Origin of the sequence: Limimaricola variabilis (genome assembly GCF_014195545.1) — a bacterium.
In the GTDB taxonomy this organism is placed as follows: domain Bacteria; phylum Pseudomonadota; class Alphaproteobacteria; order Rhodobacterales; family Rhodobacteraceae; genus Limimaricola; species Limimaricola variabilis.
This window is the reverse complement of sequence record NZ_JACIBX010000019.1, coordinates 1-22,138: the sequence shown is the minus strand read 5'-3', so window position 1 is coordinate 22,138 and position 22,138 is coordinate 1. Positions and strand designations below refer to the sequence as shown.

At 67.1% G+C, this 22,138-nt stretch carries 24 protein-coding genes; 9 read left to right on the top strand and 15 right to left on the bottom strand.

All coding sequences use genetic code 11. The annotated features are described in order from the left end of the window. Positions 1 to 10: 10 nt before the first annotated feature. From FHS00_RS16490 to FHS00_RS16480, 3 genes are read left to right on the top strand one after another with little or no spacing between them, the layout of a single operon-like run. Complete coding sequence (locus FHS00_RS16490) at positions 11 to 937, top strand: ABC transporter permease (RefSeq protein WP_221188890.1); 927 nt, start codon at positions 11 to 13, stop codon at positions 935 to 937. A 4-nt stretch (positions 938 to 941) separates the two neighbouring features. Continuing rightward, positions 942 to 1,766, top strand: a complete 825-nt coding sequence (locus FHS00_RS16485) for an ABC transporter permease (RefSeq protein WP_183475194.1) — start codon at positions 942 to 944, stop codon at positions 1,764 to 1,766. Continuing rightward, positions 1,763 to 3,466 (top strand): M14 family metallopeptidase, encoded by a 1,704-nt coding sequence (locus tag FHS00_RS16480; protein WP_183475193.1) that lies wholly within the window; start codon positions 1,763 to 1,765, stop codon positions 3,464 to 3,466. Before FHS00_RS16485 ends, FHS00_RS16480 begins: the two co-directional genes overlap by 4 nt. Before the next feature lie 337 nt (positions 3,467 to 3,803). On the opposite strand, the gene FHS00_RS16475 is transcribed toward FHS00_RS16480, so the two are convergent. Both FHS00_RS16475 and FHS00_RS16470 read right to left on the bottom strand, forming a co-directional pair. After that, positions 3,804 to 4,256, bottom strand: coding sequence for a protein tyrosine phosphatase family protein (locus FHS00_RS16475; protein ID WP_183475192.1), 453 nt, complete (start codon positions 4,254 to 4,256; stop codon positions 3,804 to 3,806). A gap of 8 nt (positions 4,257 to 4,264) precedes the next feature. Continuing rightward, complete coding sequence (locus tag FHS00_RS16470) at positions 4,265 to 5,662, bottom strand: MBL fold metallo-hydrolase (protein ID WP_183475191.1); 1,398 nt, start codon at positions 5,660 to 5,662, stop codon at positions 4,265 to 4,267. A 232-nt stretch (positions 5,663 to 5,894) separates the two neighbouring features. Between FHS00_RS16470 and FHS00_RS16465 the strand changes: the two genes are divergently transcribed. Next, the gene (locus FHS00_RS16465; protein ID WP_246391417.1) at positions 5,895 to 6,365 is read left to right on the top strand and encodes a DsrE family protein; all 471 of its coding nucleotides are present in this window, start codon (positions 5,895 to 5,897) and stop codon (positions 6,363 to 6,365) included. A 27-nt stretch (positions 6,366 to 6,392) separates the two neighbouring features. On the opposite strand, the gene FHS00_RS16460 is transcribed toward FHS00_RS16465, so the two are convergent. From FHS00_RS16460 to FHS00_RS16405, 12 genes are all read right to left on the bottom strand, one after another. After that, a complete protein-coding gene (locus FHS00_RS16460; RefSeq protein ID WP_183475190.1) occupies positions 6,393 to 6,971 on the bottom strand; it encodes a rhodanese-like domain-containing protein in 579 nt (192 codons plus the stop codon). A gap of 12 nt (positions 6,972 to 6,983) precedes the next feature. Further along, positions 6,984 to 8,207: a 5-aminolevulinate synthase gene (hemA, locus tag FHS00_RS16455; RefSeq protein WP_183475189.1), complete on the bottom strand. Its 1,224-nt coding sequence runs from the start codon at positions 8,205 to 8,207 to the stop codon at positions 6,984 to 6,986. A 3-nt stretch (positions 8,208 to 8,210) separates the two neighbouring features. Continuing rightward, on the bottom strand, positions 8,211 to 8,642 hold the full coding sequence (locus FHS00_RS16450) for a DUF302 domain-containing protein (RefSeq protein WP_183475188.1): 432 nt from the start codon (positions 8,640 to 8,642) through the stop codon (positions 8,211 to 8,213). Positions 8,643 to 8,750: 108 nt separating this feature from the next. Continuing rightward, complete coding sequence (locus tag FHS00_RS16445; RefSeq protein WP_183475187.1) at positions 8,751 to 10,076, bottom strand: c-type cytochrome; 1,326 nt, start codon at positions 10,074 to 10,076, stop codon at positions 8,751 to 8,753. Beyond that, a complete protein-coding gene (soxC, locus tag FHS00_RS16440) occupies positions 10,060 to 11,319 on the bottom strand; it encodes a sulfite dehydrogenase (RefSeq protein WP_183475186.1) in 1,260 nt (419 codons plus the stop codon). Before soxC ends, FHS00_RS16445 begins: the two co-directional genes overlap by 17 nt. Before the next feature lie 35 nt (positions 11,320 to 11,354). Next, positions 11,355 to 13,049, bottom strand: coding sequence for a thiosulfohydrolase SoxB (gene soxB, locus FHS00_RS16435; RefSeq protein WP_183475185.1), 1,695 nt, complete (start codon positions 13,047 to 13,049; stop codon positions 11,355 to 11,357). 86 nt (positions 13,050 to 13,135) lie between these two features. After that, positions 13,136 to 13,996, bottom strand: a complete 861-nt coding sequence (gene soxA / locus FHS00_RS16430) for a sulfur oxidation c-type cytochrome SoxA (RefSeq protein ID WP_183475184.1) — start codon at positions 13,994 to 13,996, stop codon at positions 13,136 to 13,138. A gap of 37 nt (positions 13,997 to 14,033) precedes the next feature. Continuing rightward, complete coding sequence (gene soxZ, locus FHS00_RS16425; protein ID WP_085897779.1) at positions 14,034 to 14,363, bottom strand: thiosulfate oxidation carrier complex protein SoxZ; 330 nt, start codon at positions 14,361 to 14,363, stop codon at positions 14,034 to 14,036. Between the two features lie 23 nt (positions 14,364 to 14,386). Next, entirely contained in the window at positions 14,387 to 14,809 is a 423-nt protein-coding gene (soxY, locus tag FHS00_RS16420; RefSeq protein ID WP_183475183.1) for a thiosulfate oxidation carrier protein SoxY, read from the bottom strand. Positions 14,810 to 14,832: 23 nt separating this feature from the next. Continuing rightward, entirely contained in the window at positions 14,833 to 15,309 is a 477-nt protein-coding gene (soxX, locus tag FHS00_RS16415) for a sulfur oxidation c-type cytochrome SoxX (RefSeq protein WP_183475182.1), read from the bottom strand. 114 nt (positions 15,310 to 15,423) lie between these two features. Next, positions 15,424 to 15,984 carry a thioredoxin family protein gene (locus FHS00_RS16410; RefSeq protein ID WP_183475181.1) on the bottom strand — a complete coding sequence of 187 codons (561 nt, stop codon included), beginning with the start codon at positions 15,982 to 15,984 and terminating at the stop codon, positions 15,424 to 15,426. Between the two features lie 12 nt (positions 15,985 to 15,996). Then, a complete protein-coding gene (locus FHS00_RS16405; protein ID WP_183475180.1) occupies positions 15,997 to 16,737 on the bottom strand; it encodes a cytochrome c biogenesis CcdA family protein in 741 nt (246 codons plus the stop codon). Positions 16,738 to 16,832: 95 nt separating this feature from the next. Here FHS00_RS16405 and FHS00_RS16400 point away from each other — a divergent pair, with 95 nt between their 5' ends. From FHS00_RS16400 to FHS00_RS16385, 4 genes are all read left to right on the top strand, one after another. Then, positions 16,833 to 17,201 carry a thioredoxin domain-containing protein gene (locus tag FHS00_RS16400; RefSeq protein WP_183475179.1) on the top strand — a complete coding sequence of 123 codons (369 nt, stop codon included), beginning with the start codon at positions 16,833 to 16,835 and terminating at the stop codon, positions 17,199 to 17,201. A gap of 104 nt (positions 17,202 to 17,305) precedes the next feature. Further along, the gene (locus FHS00_RS16395; RefSeq protein WP_183475178.1) at positions 17,306 to 17,641 is read left to right on the top strand and encodes an ArsR/SmtB family transcription factor; all 336 of its coding nucleotides are present in this window, start codon (positions 17,306 to 17,308) and stop codon (positions 17,639 to 17,641) included. 38 nt (positions 17,642 to 17,679) lie between these two features. Next, complete coding sequence (locus FHS00_RS16390) at positions 17,680 to 18,726, top strand: YeeE/YedE family protein (RefSeq protein ID WP_183475177.1); 1,047 nt, start codon at positions 17,680 to 17,682, stop codon at positions 18,724 to 18,726. A 61-nt stretch (positions 18,727 to 18,787) separates the two neighbouring features. Further along, positions 18,788 to 19,696, top strand: coding sequence for an MBL fold metallo-hydrolase (locus FHS00_RS16385; protein WP_183475176.1), 909 nt, complete (start codon positions 18,788 to 18,790; stop codon positions 19,694 to 19,696). Between the two features lie 266 nt (positions 19,697 to 19,962). On the opposite strand, the gene iolG is transcribed toward FHS00_RS16385, so the two are convergent. After that, entirely contained in the window at positions 19,963 to 20,964 is a 1,002-nt protein-coding gene (gene iolG / locus FHS00_RS16380) for an inositol 2-dehydrogenase (protein ID WP_183475175.1), read from the bottom strand. A 212-nt stretch (positions 20,965 to 21,176) separates the two neighbouring features. Between iolG and iolB the strand changes: the two genes are divergently transcribed. Next, positions 21,177 to 21,980, top strand: coding sequence for a 5-deoxy-glucuronate isomerase (gene iolB / locus FHS00_RS16375; protein ID WP_183475174.1), 804 nt, complete (start codon positions 21,177 to 21,179; stop codon positions 21,978 to 21,980). Positions 21,981 to 22,138: the final 158 nt, after the last annotated feature.

Genomic DNA, 22,138 nt, shown 5'->3' with positions numbered 1-22,138 from the left:
GGAGGCCGCCTTGCCCATCCTTTCCTTCATCCTCAAACGCGTGATCCAGGCCGGTTTCGTGCTGGTCGCGGTGACGCTGTTCGTCTCCTTCGCGATCCGTCTCACCGGCGACCCGGCGGTGATGATGCTGCGGGAATCCGCGAACGTGACCCCGGAAGATCTCGCGCGAATCCGCGAGGGGCTAGGCCTGAACCGACCCTTCCTCGTGCAGTACGGCGATTTCATCGGCGGGCTGCTGACCGGCGAACTGGGCAACAGCTTCTTCAGGGGCGCGATCGCGCCGCTGATTTCCGGCGCGCTTGGTGCGACCCTGCTTCTGGCGCTGACCTCGCTGGCGGTGTCGCTGCTGATCTCGGTGCCGCTGGGCATTTATGCCGCCACGCATCGTGGCTCTTTCGGGGATCAGCTGGTGCGGGTGCTGTCTCTCGCGGGGCTGTCCTTCCCCAATTTCTGGCTCGGCATCATGCTGGTGCTGATCTTCTCGGTGACGCTGCGCTGGCTGCCGCCATCGGGCTTCATCGGGCCGCAATCGCTGATCATGCCCGCCGTGACCATCGGCGTGATCCTGACCTCGACCAACCTGCGCATTGTGCGCACCACCATGCTCGACGTGCTGTCGTCGCAGTTCATCATGGTGGCCCGCGCCAAGGGGCTGTCGCAGACCGCGGTGATCTACAAGCACGCACTGCGCAACAGCTCGATCGCGCTGGTCACCTATCTCGGCCTGCAGTTCGGCTCACTGATGGGCGGTCTCGTGGTGGTCGAGCTGGTGTTCAACTGGCCCGGCATGGGCACGCTCGCGATCGAGGCGATCGCGCAGCGCGACTACCCGATCCTGCAGACGGTGATCTCGATCCTCGCGGTGCTGATCGTCGCCGTGAACCTTCTGGTCGACCTCACCTACATGCTGCTCGACCCCCGCATCAGACTGGAGTGACGCCATGACGGGCTTCAAGAATTTCGAGTTCGTCGCAGGCCTCGTGTTGATCGTGCTGATCGGCGGTGCCGTGGCGCTCTCGGGGCTGCTGTTTCCCGATGGCGGCCGCGCCATGGACCTGACAGCGCGGCTGACCGCCCCATTCACTGGCTGGAACCACCCCTTGGGCACCGATCCGCTCGGCCGCGACATTCTCGCCCGCGTCGTCGTGGGGGGACGCGTGTCGTTCTTCGTCGGCATCGTCTCGGCGCTCGGCGCGGTGGTGATCGGCACTGTGGTGGGCCTTCTGGCTGGCTATTACCGCGGGCCATGGGACATGTTCCTGATGCGCTTCGCCGACATCCAGCTTGCGCTGCCCTTCATCCTCTTGGCGATGACGGTGATCGCGATCATCGGGCCCGGGCTCGACCGGATCATCGTGCTGATGATCGTCGCGCAATGGGTGCAGTACGCCCGACTGATCCGCGGCTCTGTCTTCTCGCTCAGGCAGGCCGAATTCGTGCAGGCGGCGCAGAGCTACGGCCTGCCGGACCGCAAGATCCTGTTCGGCCACATCCTGCCCAACGCGATGGGGCCGCTGGTGATCCTCGCCACGTTGAACGTCGCCAACAACATCCTGCTCGAAAGCAGCCTGACCTTCCTCGGCCTCGGGATCGACCCGCTGGTGCCGAGCTGGGGCGGCATGCTGGCGGATGGCCGCAACTACATCCAGACCGCGCCCTGGGTGACGATCTTTCCCGGTCTCGCGATCATGCTGACGGTTCTGGGCCTGAACCTCTTGGGCGACTGGCTGCGCGACCGGCTCGATCCTCTGGGGGCGACGAAGTGACGAAGCGCGTCTTCGACCGCACGATCGACACGCTGCCCGAGGATGCCACCGCCGCATGGGTCTTCGAAGGCCCGAGCGCGCGGCGCGCGGCGCAAGCGCGGGCCCGCGCCGAGGGGCGCGACCTCCGGCTGCGCTCGGCCTACAAGACGCTGTTGCACGAGGTGCTGGAGCAGCGGCTTCTCGACGACGCCTCCCGCGCCACGATCCACTACCCGGTGGTCGAGGGCTGCCCCGAGGACCGGTTCCGGCTCGAATGCTACCCGCTGCACGCTCTGGTCTCGCATTGCGAAATCGCCTTCGCGCCGCGCCCGCACGAGGGGGAGGGCTTGCCCGCCTACGAGATCGAGACGCCGGAGGCACGCCACCTTGTGCCGGTGCCGGTGCGCTGGGTCGAACTCGATGATGGCGCCCAAGCGCTCGCCGCCTGTGGCTGGGTCGAAGATGGGCAAGGCGGGCGGCATTTGCCGACCGAATACGAGGCGATCTTCGAGGCGGTCTGCGCGCATCTGCGCGCGATGCCGCTCGATCCGCTCTCACCGGATGAGCCCGATGGGCCGTTCTTCGACCGGCTCGAAGTGATCGTCGAGCTACCCTACGAAGATCAGGTCCTGCCGGTCGGCTCCGAGGTGATCTCGCTGGCCGAGGCAATGCATGAGGAAATCTACTTCACTGCGCTGGAGATCTTCCAGGAGCGGCTCGGCCTTGCACCGGGGCAGCGCTCGGTCAAGGCCGGTCAGATCGTGCCGCTGGTGCAGCGCGGCGGCACGCCCCGGCTGGAGATCCAGACCGTGCGGGCAGAGCCAGCGCTCGACCGCGACCAGCCCGGGCGCCCTGCGCTCGACGCGGCGACGCAGTGGCTCTATCCGGCCCAGATCTCGGCCCATCTCGCCGGGATCGGCGGTGTGGCCTATGCCGCCCGCTCGCGGCAGGGGCGGGCGGTCGAGGGGCGGCACGTCGTCGGACATGGTCCGGCGTGGATCGCGATTTCGGCCGGGCAGCATGCCAACGAAAGTTCGCCCATGGTCGGGGCGCTGCGCGCGGGGCGGGATCTGGCCGCCGAAGGCGAGGTGAGCTTCACGCTGAACCCGCTCGAGAATCCGGATGGCTATGCGCTGTTCCGCGACCTATGCGCCGACAATCCGCGCCACATGCACCACGCCGCCCGCTACACCGCGAGCGGCGCTGACCTGAGCCACGGGGCCGGGCGTTACGAGAGCGCGATCCGTGACCTCGCCTATGCGCGGCTGCCGGCCGAGGTGCATGTGAACCTGCATGGCTACCCTTCGCATGAATGGACCCGACCAATGACCGGCTACATTCCGCGTGGGTTCGCCCAATGGACCATACCCAAAGGATTTTTCCTGATACTGCGCCATGATCCGGCGCAAGAAGCGTTGGCCCGCGCGGTGCTGCAGGCCGGCCTCGACGCGCTCGTCGATTTTCCAGAGCTCATGGCGCAGAACCGTCGAATGCTCGATCTCTATCGCCGCTATGTCGGGGCGGAGAGCTTCGAGGTGCATGCGGACTGCATTCCCTTCACGATGAGCGCCAGCCCGGAGCCGCTCTATCCGGTGACCCTCATCACGGAGGCGGCAGACGAAACCGTCGGCGGAGAGGACTTCCGCATCGCGCAGGAAGGCCAGTACCGCGTCGTGCGCGCGGTGAGCGACATGCTGCGACGGCGCAGCCAAAGCAGCTGAACCCTAGCGCCTTTGCGCCTCACCTATCGATGCGGCCTGCAGATGGTCTCAATGAAACTGCTATGGCATATGAGATGCCGCCGTGCGGCGTGTCCGTCGTCAGATGACTTGGGACACGGTGGCCTGATGTCGAACGGAGGCTCTGGCTCGTTCGGGCTTCTGTTCATGCCGCTGTCTGGCGATGCAGCGAACGGCGCTTCTCGATAGTCCTGGCTTTGATTTCCTTTCGTCGATTGGGAATGGCTCCGGCCTTGCCGAGATAGGCGTCGGCCGGGGTGATGTTGCCGACGCTCTCGTGGTGGCGGGGATGGTTGTCAGTCGCCCCGCGACCGGTGCCTCAGCTCCGGCCCTTGCGGTCCGCATAATCCTTCACGAACTGGCCAATCTTCTCCTGCGACAGGTCGAGGCCGCATTCACGGCCTTTTGCGATGGCCGCATCGCCGTCCAGCCCTTCGCGAGCCGCCAGAGCCATGAGCGTCATCGCGCCCGCGCGCTTGCCCGAGGCGCAGTGGAACAGCACCGGTCCCGGCAGGTCCGCAAGCTTCTGGCGGAAATCGTCCACCAGCGCGTCGTCAAGCGCGTCCGGCGCCACCGGGTGGTGCAGGTAGGTGAGGCCCGCCGCTTCGGCGAGGCGCCGTTCCTCGTCCGGCGTGATCTCCTGCTTTTCCTCCGCCGTGCGGAAGTTCACCACGCTGCGAAAGCCTTGGTCGGCTGCCTGCCGCAGGGCGGCCTCGTCCGGGGCAAAGCGCGCAACGCTGTGATTGCTGTCGATCTCGACGACGTTGTCCATCTGGGTCCTCACTGGTGTTCGGGGGTTTCGGTGGGGTAGCCGGCGGCGGTCCAGGCCTTCCAGCTGCCCGGCACGTTGCGGATGTTTGGAAAGCCTCGCGCCGCGAGCAGGCTCGACGCGATGCTCGCGCGAAAGCCGCTGGCGCAGTAGGTGGCGTAGGTCGCGGAGCGATCGAGCTCGTCCAGCTTCTCCCGCAACTCGCCAAGGAAGGCATGGGTCGCGCCGGGGATATGGCCGCCCTCCCACTCATCGGGCTTGCGCACGTCGAGCGGGGTGATGTCCTTGGCCTCCTTCAGCTCATGCACCGAGATCTGCGGGATCTGTGCGAAGTCGCGCCCGGCCTCGCGCCACGCGCTCATGCCGCCGGCGAGATAGCCGCCGAAGTCGGTAAAGCCGGTGCGCCACAGCAGCTTCACGACGTCCGGCAGTTCGCGATCGTCGCCCAGAACGAGGTGGATCGGACGCTCGGGGTCCAGCAGCCATCCGGCCCAGACAGACAGCTCGGGCCGCGCGCCGATGTTGAGCGCGCCCTTCACGTGACCCGCGCCGAACCCCATCATGTCGCGCACGTCGAGAACCTGCACGCCGCTCTCGGTCGCTTCGGCGAATTGCTCGACCGTGAGGGGCGGCACGCGCGGCAGGTTGCGCAATACCTCCGGACCTTTGGCGTTCACCTTCTTCAGCCGGGGGTAATGGGCGGGGACAGGCGGCGCGTCCGCCTGCATCACCCTCTTGAACTCTTCGAGGCTCTCGATCTTTGCGTAGTCGTTGAAACGTCGCTCGTAGCCGATGGTCGAGGACATGCGGTCGCCGATATCGGGGCCGCAGGCAGAGCCGGCGCCGTGGCAGGGATAGATGATAACGTCGTCCGGCAGCGCCATGAACACGTCGCGCACCGTGTGGAACAGCTTTTCGGTTAACTCCTCGGTCTGGTCATCGCCCATCAGGTCGGGGCGGCCGACGCTGTCGACGAAGAAGGCGTCGCCCGAAAGCACGCTCCACGGCGTCTCGGTGTCGCCGTCGAAGAGCAGGTAGGACATGTGTTCGGGCGTGTGGCCGGGGGTGAAGCGCGCCTTCATCCGCAGCCCGCCGAAGCGGAATTCATCGCCATCGCGGACCGCCTCGTGCGCAAAGCCGTATTCGGCGCCGCCCTCGGTGCTGACATAGAGCTTGGCCTGACCGCCGAGCCGGTCGACCAGCTCGCGCGCGCCGCTCATGAAATCGGCGTGGATGTGGGTTTCGAACACATGGGTGATGGCGAGGCCGAAGCGGCGTGCCGCCTCGAGGTAGATCTCGACGTCGGGGCGCGGGTCGACGACGGCACAGACATGTGCGGCATCGTCGCCCAGCAGATAGGAGCATTCGGCGACGCCGTCGGCCAGGATCTGTTCGAAGCGCAGGGTCATGGCAGGTCCTCCTTCACATGCGAGAACGGGAATGCTTGGGGCCGGGTTCCTCAGACCGAGGGGCGAAAGCATGCCTATGTCGATGCCCGGATGAAGGGTGGACAGATAGTAGAGACGTAGTTGAATGTATGAATGCGTAGGAGCGGCGCGGCCGGGCCCGAGCGGAGGAGGAACCGTGCAGGTGTCCGGCATGGTGGGGCATGCCGCCCATAACCGCTCAAGGGAGGACGAAATGACGATACTGAAAATGATGCGCGGCGCTCTGGCCGTGGGTCTGGCCGCGCTGACGCTGCTGTCGGCGGGCGTGGCGACGGCCGAAAGCGACCGCTACGGCAAGCAGAAGGTGGTTTATCACATCAACGGCAATGGCGGCGAGGCGGACAAGGCCTATCGCGGCGCGCTGCGCAACGTGCAGAACCACATCAACGCGGTGGGCAAGGACAACATCGAGGTCAAGGTCGTGCTGCACGGCAATGGCGTCGGGCTGTTGCAGAACGCGATGGAGAACGAGCAGCTGCAGATGGACGTGACCAGCCTGCGTGGCCAGAACGTCTCCTTCCTCGTGTGCAACAACACCCTGACCGGGCGCGACATCGATTACGAGACCGATCTCTTCGAGGTGTTCGAGGACCAGATCGTACCATCCGGCGTGGCCGAGCTGAGCTACCTGCAGGGGCAGGGCTATACCTACGTCAAGCCGTGAAGCCGAGGCTGAGCCGCGCGTCGCGGCTCAGCGTCCCCCGGCGACGGTGAGACCGAGCAGCCGCCAGAGTTGCATGCCCCCGCGATAGTAGCTGATCCGGTCCGCCGGGTAGCCCGCGCCGATCATCGCGCGGATCGCGGTCGGCGACTGGCCGCACCATGGGCCGTTGCAGAACAGCGCCACGCGCGGCGCCTCCGTACAGTCCCAGCCCTCGAAATCCGGCTCGCAGCCCAACTCGCCCAGCCGGTCGGTGATCCGATCCCACGGCATGTGGATCGCGCCTGGGATGGTGCCGCCCTCGAACCACTCGCGGGTGCGGCTGTCGATCACCATCGCCTCCGGGTCCTCCAGCATCTCCAGCAATTCCAGCTCGCCGATGGTGGTGACGCCCTCGGCGGGGGTCATCGGCTGGATGCAGAACGGGGGGCAGGCGCGCGAGGTCTTGGCGAAATCGCCGGTGAGCACCGCCTCGTTGTCCTGCTCGCGCATGATCTCGATCGGACCGTCATCGGTCTCGACCGTGACCGACATGCGCTCGGCGTCGATGCCGACCGGTTCGGCCAGGGCCGGGGCGGCGAGGAGGGCGAAGGCGGCGAGGCGGATCATGGCTGGTCTCCCTTATTGCGCGGCCCAAGGCACGCGCGCGATGCGGCAGCGGTCCCACAAGGTTTCGAGCGCCGAGGCGAGCCGGTCGAGATCGGCCTCCGAATGCACCGGCGAGGGCGTGATGCGCAGCCGCTCGGTGCCGCGCGGCACGGTGGGGTAGTTGATCGGCTGGATGTAGATGCCGAACTCGTCGAGCAGAAGGTCCGACAGCCAGCGGCATTTGACCGGATCGCCCACCATGACCGGCACGATATGGCTCGGGTTCGGCAGATGCGGGATGCCCGCCGCGTCGAGCCGGGCCCGCAGCATGGCGACCCGTTCGGCCTGCAGGCGGCGCTCGGCATCCGAGGTCTTGAGGTGCCGCACGGCGGCGCGCGCGCCGGCCGCCACGGCCGGGGGAAGGGCGGTGGTGAAGATGAAGCCGGAGGCGAAGCTGCGCACGAAATCGCACAGCGCCGCCGAGGCCGCGATGTAGCCCCCCATCACGCCATACGCCTTGCCCAGCGTGCCCTCGATCACGTCGATGCGCCCCATCAGCCCTTCGCGCTCGGCGACACCGCCGCCGCGCGGGCCGTAGAGGCCGACGCCATGCACCTCGTCGAGATAGGTCATCGCGCCGTAGCGCTCGGCCAGGTCGCAGATGCCCGCAATGGGGGCGATGTCGCCATCCATCGAGTAGACGCTTTCGAAGGCGACGATCTTGGGCGCGTTGGCGGGCAGCGCGGCGAGCTTCGTCTCCAGATCGGCGAGGTCGTTGTGCTTCCAGATCACCTTCTCGGCGCGGCTGTGCCGGATGCCTTCGATCATGCTGGCATGGTTGCCGGCATCCGACAGCACGACGCAGCCGGGGATGCGCGACGCCAGCGTGCCGAGCGAGGCCCAGTTCGAGACGTATCCGCTGGTGAACAGCAGCGCCGCTTCCTTGCCGTGCAGATCGGCCAGTTCGCGTTCCAGCGCGACGTGGTGGCGGGTGGTGCCGGAGATGTTGCGCGTGCCGCCCGCGCCGGCACCGACTTCGTCGATGGCCTCGTGCATTGCGGCCAGCACCTTCGGATGCTGGCCCATGCCGAGATAGTCGTTCGAGCACCAGACGGTGACCCCGGAGGGCGCGGGGCCGTCATGCCGCGTCGCGGATGGAAAGGCGCCGCGATGCCGCTCCAACTCCGCGAAGCGGCGGTAATTGCCCTCCTCGCGCAGGCGGTTCAGCTCAGCGGTGAGGAAGCTGTCGAAGGCCACCCGCTACTGTCCCGCCGCCTCGCGCGCAATGCCGTCGAGCAGCGATTGCACATCCTGCATCGGGCCTTCCGGCATCGCCCGGTAGCCGATCTCGACGGCGCCGTCCTTGTCGGTGACGAAGATCCCGTAGGGACAATGCGCGATGTTGGAAGGATCGGCCTCCATCACCTTGCGCGACACCACGGCCGAGCAGAACAGGAAGACATCGGCGGCGTCGAAGATCGTCACGTCGCTGCCCACGTCCTCGCCGGTGCGGTTGAGCATGTCGCCGACCCGGCTGACATAGTCGACCACCAGCCCCTCGCCGACGATGGCGCTCTCGACGCTGAAGGTCGCGTCTTCGAAGCTGCCGTCGAAGGGGTAGGTGATCACCTCCTGCGCCGACGCGGCCCCACCCGCAATCGCGGCTACAGCCGCCAAAAGGATCCGTCTCATGGCCTTACTCCTCCCCTGTTGCGGGTCCGGCCGGGCATGGCCCGGCCTTCTCCCTCCTGCCACCGAAATGGCGATGCGGGCGGCCCGGCTCGGGCCGCCCGGTATGGTTCACTCGCCCTGCGCCTCGAGGAAGGCGGTGATGGCGGCGATGTCCTCGTCGCTGCGCAGGCCCGCAAAGGACATCTTGGTGCCCTTCAGGTAGGCGCGCGGATCGGCGAGAAAGCCCGCGAGGCGCTCGTGATCCCAGACCAGCCCGTTCGCGCCGGCTTCTTCCATCGCGCCGGAGTAGCGGAAACCCTCGACCGTGCCGGCGGTGCGCCCGACGATGCCGTTGAGCTGCGGGCCGCTGCGGTTCTTGGCGTTCTCGCCGACCTGGTGGCAGGCGGAGCATTTCTTGAAGACGCGCTCGCCCGCTGCGACCAGTTCCGGATCGGGCGCGGCGCTGGCCTCCTCGGCCGCCTCCGCCGGGGCCGCTTCCGCGTCGGCACCTTCGGCGGAGGCATCCCCTGCCTCGGTTTCGGCGGCCGCGTCTTCCGGCGCCGTGGGCTGGTCGCCCGCTACCGCCTCTTCGGCGGGTTCCGCATCCATGGGCTGCGCCTCGGCCTGCTCCTCGACCTCGACGGCGGTCTCCACCACCTCGGCCTCGCCTTCCTCGGAACCAGGCGTCACATCGAGCACGGCGGCGCGCATGGTGATCTCGACGCTGTCCTTGCAGCTCTCCATGCAGGCTTCGCCTGTAAAGACGGCAAGCTCGGTCTCGGGCCGGTCGTCGGGCTTGAAGCCCTCGGCATTCGGCATCTCGACCTCGGCGAAGCTCTCGTTCGACAGCTCGAAATCATCCTCGACGATGTTGTTGAGGTAGAGCAGGTAGGCGGTGATCGCGTAGACCTCGTCGGGCTCCAGCGACTGCGCATCGCCGAAGGGCATGGCGCGGTGCACATAGTCCCAGACGGTCGAGAGATAGGGCCAGTAGGAGCCGATGGTCTTGACCGGGTCCTTGCGCTCGAGCGTGCCCTGACCGCCCGCCAGCTGGGGCCAGCGGCCGACCGCTTCGCCGAAATCGCCGTGGCAGGAGGCGCATTTCGCGACGAAGACTTCCTCGCCGGTCCAGACATCGCCCGAGCCCACCGGCAGGCCCTGCCCGTCGGGGCGGATGTCGATGTCCCAGGCCGCGATTTCCTCGGGCAGCGCCTCGCGGCCCAGCCCATAGCCGCCATCGCGGGCGGGGGCAGGGGCCTCGGCGGCGGTCTGCACGGCCGCCTCGGGGGCCGGGGCGGGCGCCTCGGTCTCCTGAGCGTTGGCGGCGGCCACGAAGGACACGCGCGCCGGCGCCGGCATGTCGACCACGAACTGGTCGGCGAGCACGTAGGCCAGGGTCAGCACGCTCGCCGTGCCGGCGGAGGCGGGGGCGAGAATCTTAAGAAATTTCGACATTTTCCGCCTCGCCGCGCTCGTTGACATGCCAAGTCTGGATGCCGTTGTTGTGGTAGATGGAGTTTTCGCCGCGGATCTCGCGCAGCTCGTCCTTGGTCGGCTGCACGTAGCCGGTGGAGTCGTGCGCCCGGCTCTGCAGCAGCAGCGGTTTCCCGTCCCAGTCGAACTCGAAGTAGAAGCGGTGCATCGACTTGTCGAAGCTCGGCCCGGACATCCGCGCCTGGTGCCAGTTCTTGCCGCCGTCGAGCGTCACGTCGACGCGCGGGATGGTGCCGCGACCCGACCAAGCGACGCCGGTGAGCACCGTCGGCCCCTTGGAATGCAGGATCGGCGCCTGCGGGCTGGGATTGGTGATGACCGACTTGGCGTCCATCTCCCAGGTGAAGCGGCGGGCGATGCCGTTATCCAGCAGGTCGGTGTATTTCGACGTCTCTTCGCGGTGATGCCAAGGCTGGTCGCCGACCTCGATCCGGCGCAGCCACTTGATCCACATGTTGCCTTCCCAGCCGGGCACGACGAGGCGGACCGGGTAGCCCTGCTCGGGGCGCAGCGCCTCGCCGTTCATCTTGAAGGCGACGAGGCAGTCATCCATCGCCTTCTCGATCGGGATCGAGCGGGTCATTGCGCTCGCGTCGGCCCCCTCGGGCATGATCCACTTGCCGTTGGTCTTGACGCCTGCCTCTTCGAGCAACAGCCGCAGCGGCACGCCGGTATACATGACGTTGTGGATCATGCCGTGGGTGTACTGGCAGCCATTGAGCTGCGCGCCGGCCCATTCCATGCCTGAGTTCGCCGCGCATTCGAGGAAGTAGACCCGGTTCTCGCGCGGGAAGCGCATCAGGTCCTGCATGGTGAAGACGAGCGGCTTGTCGACGAGGCCGTTGATCATCAGCCGGTGCGCCGCCGGGTCGACCTCGGCGATGCCCGCGTGATGCCGCTCGAAACACAGCCCGTTCGGGGTAATGATGCCGTCGAGCTCGTGCAGCGGCGTGAAGTTCACCGAGGAGACCGGGTCGGCGGTCAGCCATTCGACGTTGCGCCGGATGACATGCGCCTCGTGCTTCGACGGCGTACCGTAGGGCCGCGCGTCGACGCCGTCGCCCAGATACTGCATCCAGGGCTGCAGCTCGGTGATCGCCGGGTCGGGGGTCTGCGCCGCCACGCGGCTGCCCGCGATCGCGCCGCCGGCGGCGAGCGCACCGGTCAGGAAGCCGCGCCGCGAGGGGGCGGAATCGTTGCTCATGCTCGGGGTCCTCTTGTCGTCCATGTCGGGGCGGCTCATCCGGCCACCACGTCGACGCTGGTGTTTGGGTCGATGGAAACGGTGCCCTGCTTGCGGATGTGGCTCTCGACCACGTCCCAGATCGCCGGGCCCTCGGTGCCCTCGTTGACGCTGGCCCATCCGGCCACGACGTAGGTTCTCGACGGATCGATCTTTTCGCCCGACGACAGCAGCGTCATCTCGGTGACGCGGCTGCCCTGCGGTTGGGCGATGTCGATCCGGTAGCCCATGCCGCCGACGCGGACCATGTCGCCGCCCTGCTGGTAGTAGGGGTCGGGGTTGAACAGGTTGTCGGCCACGTCTTCGAGGATGAGCTTCAGCGTTTCGCCGGTCATCTCCGAGCGGTACGCCTCCGGATAGCTCATCGCGGTGGCGTTGAAGACGTCCTCGCGGGTGATCTCCTGCCCGGGCATCAGCGAGGCGCCCCAGCGGAAGCCGGGGGAGAGCGCGATGTCGGCCTCGCGCTCGGAAATCAGCGCGTTGCAGATCAGGTCGTCCCAGGTGCCGTTGAAGTTGCCGCGCCGGTACAGCAGCGAGTCCGTGGTGCCGAGCACCTCGGCCATCTCGTCCTTGAAGGGCGCGCGGGTCTCCTCGACCAGCGCGGTCATCTCCGCATCGGGGGCGATCACGTCCGAGAAGATCGGGATCAGCCGGTGGGTCAGCCCCTTCAACGCGCCGTCCTGCACGTCGAGATCGACGCGGGAGACGAACTTGCCATGGCTGCCCGAGGCGATGAGATGGGTGCTTCCGACAAGCACCGGTTCGGGCAGGGCGTCATGGGTGTGGCCGGTCAGGATCACGTCGATGCCCGGCACCTGCGCAGCCATCTTGCGGTCCACGTCGAAGCCGTTATGCGACAGCACCACGACCACTTCGGCACCGGCGTCGCGTGCCTCCTGCACCACCTCGGCCATCCGTTCCTGGCGGACCCCGAAGCTGAGATCCGGGAACATCCAGCTCGGGTTGGCGATCGGCAGATAGGGGAAGGCCTGGCCGATCACCGCGATCGCGGTGCCGCCGCGCTCGAACATCTTGAAGGGCTCGTAGGCCGGCTCGTCCCAGGTGGCGTCGAAGATGTTGGCGCCGAGGAAGGCGGGATCGAGTTCGTTCTCGACGATCTGGTTCACCCGGTCGATGCCCAGCGTGAATTCCCAGTGCGAGGTCATGGCGTCGGTGCCCAACGCGTTGAACAGCCGCACCATGTCGGCGCCTTCGGTCCTGAGCGCGGGCAGCGAGCCCTGCCAGGTATCGCCGCCATCGAGCAGCAGAGCGTCGGGCCGCTCGGCGCGGATCGCCTTGAGCACGGTCGCGATGCGGTCGAGCCCGCCCATCCGACCGTATTCGCGGCCCAGTGCCACGAAGTCGTCATAGGTCAGCGCGTAGTCGAGCGGCGAGCCGTCCTCGATGCCGTAGAGCTTGCGGAAGGCGACGCCGGTGACGTGGGGCACGAGGCCACGCGCCTCGCCGACGCCGAGATTGATCTCGGGCTCGCGGAACCAGATCGGCTGGGTCTGGGCATGGATGTCGGTGATGTGGATCAGCGTGACGTTGCCCGGGCCGCCGGTGCCGATCAGGTCTTCCTGGCTGAGCCGCTGCTGGGCCGCGAGCCGCGACCAATTGCCGAAGCCGGAGGCGCCCCAGAGAGCGGAGGCGGCGAGGCCGGCCTGAAGAAAGTGGCGGCGGGCGATCATGGGCGGTTCCCTGTCATCGGATGCGTATTATTGAATATGTTTGGGCAGAAGAACCCCGCCGGGCGAAAGCCGGGCGGGGTGTGGTGTCAGTTGCGGACCGAGGGGCCCTCGACCGAAAGGCCGTTGCCGCGCGAGGCGACGTAGAGTTCCAGCGCCACGAATTCCGGGCTGCCCGGTGCGAAGGTCTCGGCACGGGTGTCGCGCACGCAGCCCTTGAAGCGGTCATGCACCGCGTTGAGCGCGCCGTTCTTGAGCCGGTAGGTCGGGAAGCCGTTGATCTGACCCTGGCTCAGATGGTCGGCCCGGATCATGTTGTCGTAATTGTCCTCGTGGCAATTCGCGCAGGCGAGCTCCAGCTGGCCGTAGCGGGTGTAGTAGATCTCCTTGCCCTTCTCCCAGGTCTCCTGGGCCGGGCCGTCGATCGCCACGTCCACCGGCATGCCGCGCGAGACCGAGGAGATCAGCGCGACCATCTCGGTCATCCGGTCGCCGGTATAATCCCAAGGCTCCGCCCCGGCGCGCTCGGTCACGCATTCGTTGACCTGCATCTCGAGCGTCTGCACCTCGCCCTTGGCCTCGTCCCACTTGGGATAGACGGCGCGGACGCCTTCGAGCGCCTCAGGGCTGTCATGGCACGACGCGCAGGACTGGCCGTCGGGGCCCATGGCGGTTTCGAAATCGGCGCGGGCGTTGTCGACGCCGATCATGCCGGGGTTCTCGAAATCATCCATCTGCAGCGCCTGCGTCTCGGGCGAGCGGTATTCCCAGCCCGAGACGACCTCGCTCATGTATTCCATGTGCTCGGGCGCGGGCGCCCGGGTCACGATCTCGATCTCGTCGTTGATGACGAGGTTCGCCTCCTGCGCCGTCGCGGCGGGGGCAAGGGCGGCCGACCCGGCCAGCCCGAGCGCCGTCCATGCGGCGCCGGTCCTCAGCATCTGTCTCATCAAGGTCTCCTCCCTTGCCCCGTGCGCCCCGATCCCGTCAGGCGACGGCGATCTCCTTGGTGTCCTCGTAGGTCGACCCGTCATCGTCGATCCAGGTGAAGGTGAAGGTGCCGCTCTCGGGCACCTTGGCCTGGAATTCGAAATAGGGGTTGGTCGAGATCGCGGGCTCCATCGCCACGTCGATCACCGTCTCGCCGTTGAAGGTGCAGGTGAAGCGGTTGATGATCGAGCGCGGGATGAGGTTGCCCTCCTTGTCCTTGCGCTGACCCGATTCCATCGGGTGGCTGATCAGGGTCTTGATGGTGATGACCTCTCCGGCGGCGGCTTCCTTGGGGACGCGGACGCGGGGGGTGACGTTCTCTGCCATGTCTCTTGCTCCTTGTCCCGAACTCAGCCGCCGCAGCCGCCGATGGTCACCTTCACCTCCTGCGCCGCGCGCGCGAAGCTGCCGTCGGACATCTTGGCGATGGCGACGACCTCTTGCGTGCCGGCGAGGCGGATCCGGGTCGAGGCCATCTGCGCGCCCGCCAGCGGGCCGAAATGGAACACGCCCACATCGGGGTTCGGGTTGCCGGTGGCCAGCAGGATGATCGACTCGGCGCCGGGGGCGTCGACCTCGACCGGCACCGTGTTGCCGTTCTCGGCGATCTCGGGCGCGGTGAGCGTCAGCCCCTCGCCGGTGATCTCGGCTCCGCCGGTGAAGTTGGCGATCAGCTCCTCGGTGGGCGTGGCCAGCGCCATGCGCCCGCCCAGCATCACCGAGAGCCCGCTGCCGGCCATGATGGCCAGCGTCTGTCTGCGTGAAAAGCTCATCTCTCTCCTCTCCTGCCGCACGATCACTCCTCGTGCAGCGTCATAAGATAGGCGACCACGTCCTCGATCTGCTGCGCGGTGAGCAGCGGCGGCAGCGGCTCCTCGCCGGCCTTGCCGGTGAAGCCGTCGCCGGGGCGGATAAAGCCCGTGGTCTTGTAGAAGGCGGGCATGATCGTGCCCGGAAAAGTCATCTTGGCGTTGGCGACGATCCCGCGCAGATCCGCCTCGGTCCAACGGTCGGCTGCGCCGTCGAGCGGCGGTCCGACCTCACCGTGGAACGGCACCTCCTCGAGCGCGCCGACCGCATGGCAGGCGACGCAGTTGCCAAGACCGCGATCGGCCATGACCTCGGCCCCGGCTTTCGGATCGCCGGGGGTGCCGGTCAGGGAGGTCTCGATGGCGCCGTATTCGCCAAAGGCCACCTCCTGCGGCGCGACCTCGGCCTGCGCGGCCACGCCCGTGAGCGCGAACGCCACGGCAAGGGTGATTTGTCGCGACATGTGTCCTCCCTGCGGCATTTTGTCCTCCGAAGTCACGTTACCCCGGACCGTACGTTCCAATCAACATCATATTTAATTTCTTGAATACGGCTGGCCGCGGCCCGGCTCGCGCGGCTATTCGCCTTGGTTTCCAAGCATCCGCGCGTGGTATTTCTGGAACGACTCCTCGCCCGCATAGCCGCGCTCGAGCACCCAGCTCAGCAGGTTTTCGGTGGTCGCGGGGCCGAAGGCGCCGGGCATCACCGCCACCGCCGACTCGGCCGCCGTGCTGCCGGACGGTACCTCTTCGGGCAGGAACATCATGGTCGGCGTGAACAGCAGCCCCCAGCGCGAGACCATCTCCTTCTCGGGCAGGGTGGTGCCGTCGAAATCGGTCACATCGAGATCGCCGAACATGTTGAGTTGCACGACGAAGTAGTCCTCTTCGAGCCTCTGCTCGATCTCCGGCAGGACAAAGATCTCCTCGTGCATCTTGCGGCAATAGATGCAGCCGCGCTGCTCGACGAGGAGCATCAGCCGCTGCCCGGCCGCGTTCGCCTCGGCGAGGTCCTCGCGCAGGTCGAGAAAGGTCTGGCGCATCCAGGGCGCCTTGTGCAGCCCGTCATCGCCCATCTCCGCCGCCGCAGGCAGCGCGGAGAGGAGAAGAAGGGCGAATGCGTGTCTGAGACGGATCATGGCAGGCTCCTGTCATCCATAGCGGCTGAAGATGGCGAATTCGTCGAGCATCCACTGCGCGATCAGGTTCACCGAGTCGGTGGCGATCAGCAGCCCGAAGGCCACGAGCAGCGCGCCGGTCAGCTTCTCGACCGTGCCGAGATGGCGCCTGAAGCGGCGCATCAGGCGGGTGAAGGGGGCCACGAAGACCGCCGCGAGCAGAAAGGGCAGGGTCATGCCGATCCCATAGGCCAGCAGCAGCCATGCACCCTCAGCGGCGGTCTGCAGGCTGCCGGCGGTGAACAGGATCACGCCGAGCACCGGGCCCACGCAGGGCGTCCAGCCGAAGGCGAAGGCCAGCCCCATGACAAAGGCCCCCGCGAGGCCGATGTCGCGCGCGGGTCCGGCGGCACCGTCGAGGCGGAATTGCCGATAGAGCAGGCCGATCGGCAGGAGGCCGAGGAAGTGGAGCCCCATCAGCACGATGATTCCGGCCGCGATCCAGCGCAGCAGGTCGAACCATTCGCGCAGGAACTGCCCGGCGAAGGATGCCGAGGCACCTAGCGCCACGAAGACGGTGATGATCCCGGCGGAGAACAACGCCGTGAAGAGCAATGTGCGGCCGCGCCCGGGCTCGGTGCCAGCCGTTTCGGCCTGTCGCGCACCGGTGCCGGCGAGATAGCCGAGATAGAACGGCACCATCGGCAGGATGCAGGGAGACAGGAAGGACAGCAGTCCCGCCAGCACGGCGCCGCCCAGCGTGACCTCGAACATGCCGCCTCCGATTGCTTAAATCATATTGCAATACTATTATTCGATGGCATCGGTCAGTCAATTGAACGCTGAACCGGCCCCGATCGAGGATCCGCATGCCGCGCGTCGCAGCCCTTTGCCTCGGCCTGTTCATGGCCTTCCCACCCGGCCTCGCCGCGGCGGCGCTCGAGCTCGTCATGGTCGAGCAGGCGGGTTGCCCATGGTGCGCGCGCTGGAACGACGAGATCGGGCCTATCTATCCCAAGACCGAAGAGGGCGAGGCCGCGCCGCTGCGCCGGATCGACATCGGCGAGCTGCCGGACGGGATGGAGCTCGAGGGCAAGGTCGTCTTTACGCCGACCTTCCTGCTGGTCGAGGACGGGCGCGAGCTGGGCCGGATCGAGGGCTATCCGGGCGAGGACTTCTTCTGGGGACTGCTGGCGCGGCTGCTCGGGGAGACGCCGGGCGCGACTTTGGTGCCTTAGGACCCGCCCGGATGATCGCATCGCATTGCGATAAAGGGCGCGAGCCCATAAATGATCTGCCTGACATCGGGCGGAGCCGCTTCGCCGAAACGGGGAGCGCAGCCATGACCCTGCCGAAGATTACCGACAACATGAGCGACGCCGACATGGACCTCATGATGCGCAACGCGCAGGAGGCCTCGGACTTTCTCAAGGCGCTGGGTCATGAAGGCCGGCTGATGATCCTGTGCCATCTCGTCACCGGCGAGAAGTCGGTGACCGAACTCGAGCAGCTGCTCTCGGCGCGGCAGGCCGCCGTTTCGCAGCAACTCGCGCGGCTCAGGCTCGAGGGGCTCGTGACGCCGCGGCGCGAGGGCAAGACGATCTACTACAGCTTGACCGACGACCGGCCGCGCCGGATCATGGAGCTCGTCTACGAGTTGTTCTGCCGCTCGGGCTGACAGGCGCGCCGGGGAGGGCGCGCGGGGAGGATCACGATATGCTGGATTGGCTCGACGAGCCGACCGTCGCGGCGCTCATCGGCATGGGCAGCGGCGCGGTGCTGGGCGCGGCCGCGCGGCTGGGCCGCTTTTGCACGCTAGGCGCCATCGAGGACGCGCTCTACGGCGATAGCCTGTCGCGGCTCAGGATGTGGGGCATCGCGATCGGCGTCGCCGTCATCGCGGCCTTCGGCCTGATCGGGGCGGGGCTGTTCGACCCGATGGACAGCTTCTATCTCGCGCAGGGCTGGAGCCTGCCCGGCGCGATCCTCGGCGGGCTGGCTTTCGGCTACGGCATGGCGCTGGCGGGAAATTGCGGCTACGGCGCGCTGGCCCGGCTGGGCGGTGGCGACATGCGCTCCTTCGTGATCGTGCTGGTCACGGGGCTCGCGGCCTATGCGACGCTCTCCGGCCCGCTCTCCGGCCTCCGGGTCGCGCTCTTCGCGCCGGGCGGTGAACCGACGCCGGGCATCGGCCACTGGATGGCGCAGGCGACGGGCCTGCCGCTCTGGGCCTGCGGCCTGTTCGCCGGTCTGGCCATCATCGCCCTGTCGCTGCGGGGCGGCGAGGCGCTGGGCCGGGGCGTGATCCTCTGTGGTGCCTCGGTCGGCTTGGCCGTCGCGATGGGATGGGCGGGCACGGCCTGGCTGTTCAGGACCGGGTTCGACGCGCTGCCGGTGCTGTCCCACAGTTTCTCGGCCCCGCTCGGCGAAACCATGCTCTATACGATGACCTCGAGCGGGACAGCGCTGAGCTTCGGTGTCGGATCGGTGGTCGGCGTGCTGGCGGGCGCCTTCGCGGGCAGCCTCTGGAAAGGGCATTTCCGTTGGGAAGCCTGCGAGGACCCGCGCGAACTCAAGCGCCAGATCCTCGGCGCGGGGCTGATGGGCTGGGGCGCGGTGACGGCGGCGGGCTGCAGCATCGGTCAGGGCATCACCGCCTTTTCGGTTCTGGCGATCAGCGCCCCGGTGACGCTGGCCGCGATCGCACTGGGTGCCGCGATCGGGCTGCGGCAGCTGATCGACGGATTTGCCATGGTTGAGTAACCCCCTCGACGCTCTGACGCTTCGCATGCAATGATGTGAATGTATTGATCGGGGAGGGACGATGAGGATCACGAGACGCAACATGTTGCGCGGCACGGCGGGCCTGGGTGCCTCGCTTGCCTTCGGTCGGGTCTGGGCCGCGACGGAGATGGATCTCGGCGATCTGCGGATCACCACGCTGAGCGACGGGCATCTGCAACTCCCTGAGAGCTTCCTGATCGGCGATCTGCCGCGGGACGAGGCGCGCGCGATTCTCGACGCGGCCGGCGTCGCGGCAGGGGGCTACGAGCCGCCCTGCAACGTGACGCTGCTGCGTTCGGGCGAGGACGTTGTGCTGTTCGACGCGGGGGCGGGGCCGGGCTTCATGGACAGCACGGGGCGCCTGCCGGATGCGCTCGCCGCTCTCGACCTGTCGCCCGAGGACGTCACCCATGTTGTCTTCACCCATGGCCACCCGGATCATCTCTGGGGCGCGATCGACGATTTCGACGAACCCCTCTTCGCCAATGCGCGGCATCTCATGGGGCGGGTCGAGAGGGACTACTGGATCGACCCGGAAACGACGGAAACGATCGGCGCCGAACGGCAGAGTTTCGCCGCCGGCGCCGCGCGGCGGATCGAGCTTCTTCGGGACATGTTGGAGACGTTCGAGGAAGGGGACGAAGTTCTGCCCGGCGTTCTGGCACGGGCCAGCTTCGGCCATACGCCGGGACACATGTCCTTCGAGATTGGCGGTGGGCGCGCGTTGATCGCCGGTGACGCCATCGGCAACGCGCATCTGGCCTTTGCCCGCCCCGACTGGCCGATGCCCGCCGATCAGGATCCGGAACTGGCCGCCCGGACCCGTTTGGCCCTGCTGCAGGAGCTGGCCGAGCGCGGGGTGCCGCTGATCGGCTTCCACCTTCCGGACGGGGGCGTGGGCAGGGTGGAGAAGGGTGACAAGGGCTATTCCTTCGTTCCGGAGGTGTAGCAGCGGGAGCCGTCGGCGATGCGATGATCGCTCTTCGACGAAATAGGGTGGCTGCCATCGGCTTGCGACGGACCAGCTGCATTTACGCCCGCACCCGGAGCATTCATCCGTCGAGATGGATATTCGCGCGCTGGGCAGGTCGGAGCGCTCCGACCTGCCCATTAGGACGCCGGTCCATTTCGAGGACCGTCCTCGAAGCCCTCACCGATCTGCACCCATGGAGCTGGCGCCCTCGGCGCAGACGGTGCCTGGAAAGCCTTGGGCGTTCAGACGCCGGTCATCTCCGATGTGACCTCGATCGGCCGGCCCTCGCGGAAGGACTGGTTCGCGGCTTCGGCCAGCGCCAGCGCGTTCACCCCGTCCTGCACCGTGGCAGGCACCGGTTTGCCCTCGACGCAGGCATCGACGAAGGCCCGCCATTCGATCGCGTAAGCGCGCATGTAGCGCTCAAGGAAGAAGAAGACCGGCTTGGCCGAGACGGTGCCGGCGGCGGTCGATTTGACCACCGTGTTCTCGACCTCGTTGCGCGCCTCGAGCGTGCCCTCCGAGCCCAGCAGCTCGACCCGCTGGTCGTAGCCATAGGGCGCGCGGCGCGAGTTGCGGATCGTGGCGATGCGGCCGTCGGCATAGGTCAGCACCACGACGGCGGTGTCGATATCGCCGGCCGCCCCGATCTCGGGATCCACAAGGCAGGACCCGTGCGCCATCACCATCTTGGGCATTCCGAAGAGAAAGGCGCAGATGTCGAAGTCGTGGATCATCATGTCGCGGTAGAGCCCGCCAGAAACCTTGATGTAGCTCACCGGCGGCGGGGCCGGGTCGTAGGAGGTCACGGCCAGAAGTTCACCCTTGCCGACCTCGCCCGCGTCGAGCGCGGCCTTCACGGCGGCGAAGTTCGGGTCGAAGCGGCGGTTGAAGCCCATCATCATCGGCTTGTCATGCGTCTTGGCGATGCGCCCGATCTCGAGCGCGCGCTTCAGGTCGAGGTCGATCGGCTTCTCGCAGAAGACTGCCTTGCCCGCCTTGGCGCCCACCTCGATCAGGTCGGCATGGGTGTTGGTCGACGAGGCGATCAGGATCGCATCGATGCTCGGATCCGCGAGGATCTCTTCGGGGCTGCGCACGGCGATGCCGTGTTCCTGCGCGAGAGCCTGCGCCGCCTCTATCATCACGTCGGTGACGGCGACCAGCTCGGAGCGGGGATCCGTCTTGATCGAGGCGGCGTGGACCTTGCCGATGCGGCCGGCGCCGAAGAGTGCGACTTTCATGGGGAGTACCTTTTGGAAACGGGGTCAGGGCATGACGCGACGGCCCCGCCGGGCCGAGACGTCCATTCCATAGTTCACCGCTTCGGCGACAAATTCATCGGTAAAATTGGGACGGATGGGCATGCAGAATGCGATGGTGCGTCGGAGCATGGCAGCGCGCGGTGAGCGGGGCCACTACGCGGCCCACGGACGAATACGGACGGAGAGACGAGATGACCCTTTTGCGCAAACCCTTCGGTACCCGTGGAGAGGTGCACCGGATTACGCCCGAGAACGCCGGATGGCGCTATGTCGGCTTTGCGCTGCACAGGCTGCGCGCGGGTGATCGGGTCGAGGACGTCACCGGCGACCGCGAGGTGATCCTCGTCATGGTCGAGGGCAAGGCCCGTCTGACCGGCGCCGGTCAGGAATGGGGCGAGTTGGGCGACCGCATGGATGTGTTCGAAAAGACCCCGCCGCATTGCCTCTATTTGCCGAATGGCTGCGAATGGGCCGCGGAGGCCACGACCGACTGTACCATCGCGGTCTGCTCGGCGCCGGGCAGGGGCGGCCACGCGGCGCGGCGCATCGGGCCCGACGGCATCACGCTCACCGAACGCGGTAAGGGAACGAACACCCGCCACATCAACAACATCGCGATGGAGAACGAGGATTACGCGGATAGCCTGCTGGTCACCGAGGTCTTCACCCCTGCGGGTCACTGGTCGTCCTATCCTTCGCATCGCCACGACGAGGACGACTTCCCGCGCATCACCTATCTCGAAGAGACCTACTACCATCGCCTCAACCCCGCCTCGGGCTTCGGCATCCAGCGGGTCTACACCGATGACGGAAGCCTCGACGAAACCATGGCGGTGAAGGACCACGACGTGGTGCTGGTGCCGCGCGGCCACCATCCCTGTGGCGCGCCCTACGGCTTCAAGATGTACTACCTCAACGTCATGGCCGGTCCGCGCCGCAACTGGCGCTTCGTGCCCGCGCCGGAGGTCGAGTGGATTATGAAGCGGGACAGCTGACAGGCCTGTCCCGGGATGACGCACAACGCGGGTGGTGCCGAGTTCTGATGTGAGATTGCCTGCGCTAGGGTCAGGACTCGTTAACCCTCAAAGCCAGAACATGACGGTCGCGGCCAGGGCGATGGCAGAAAGGAAGACCTTCGGGCATCTGTCGTAGC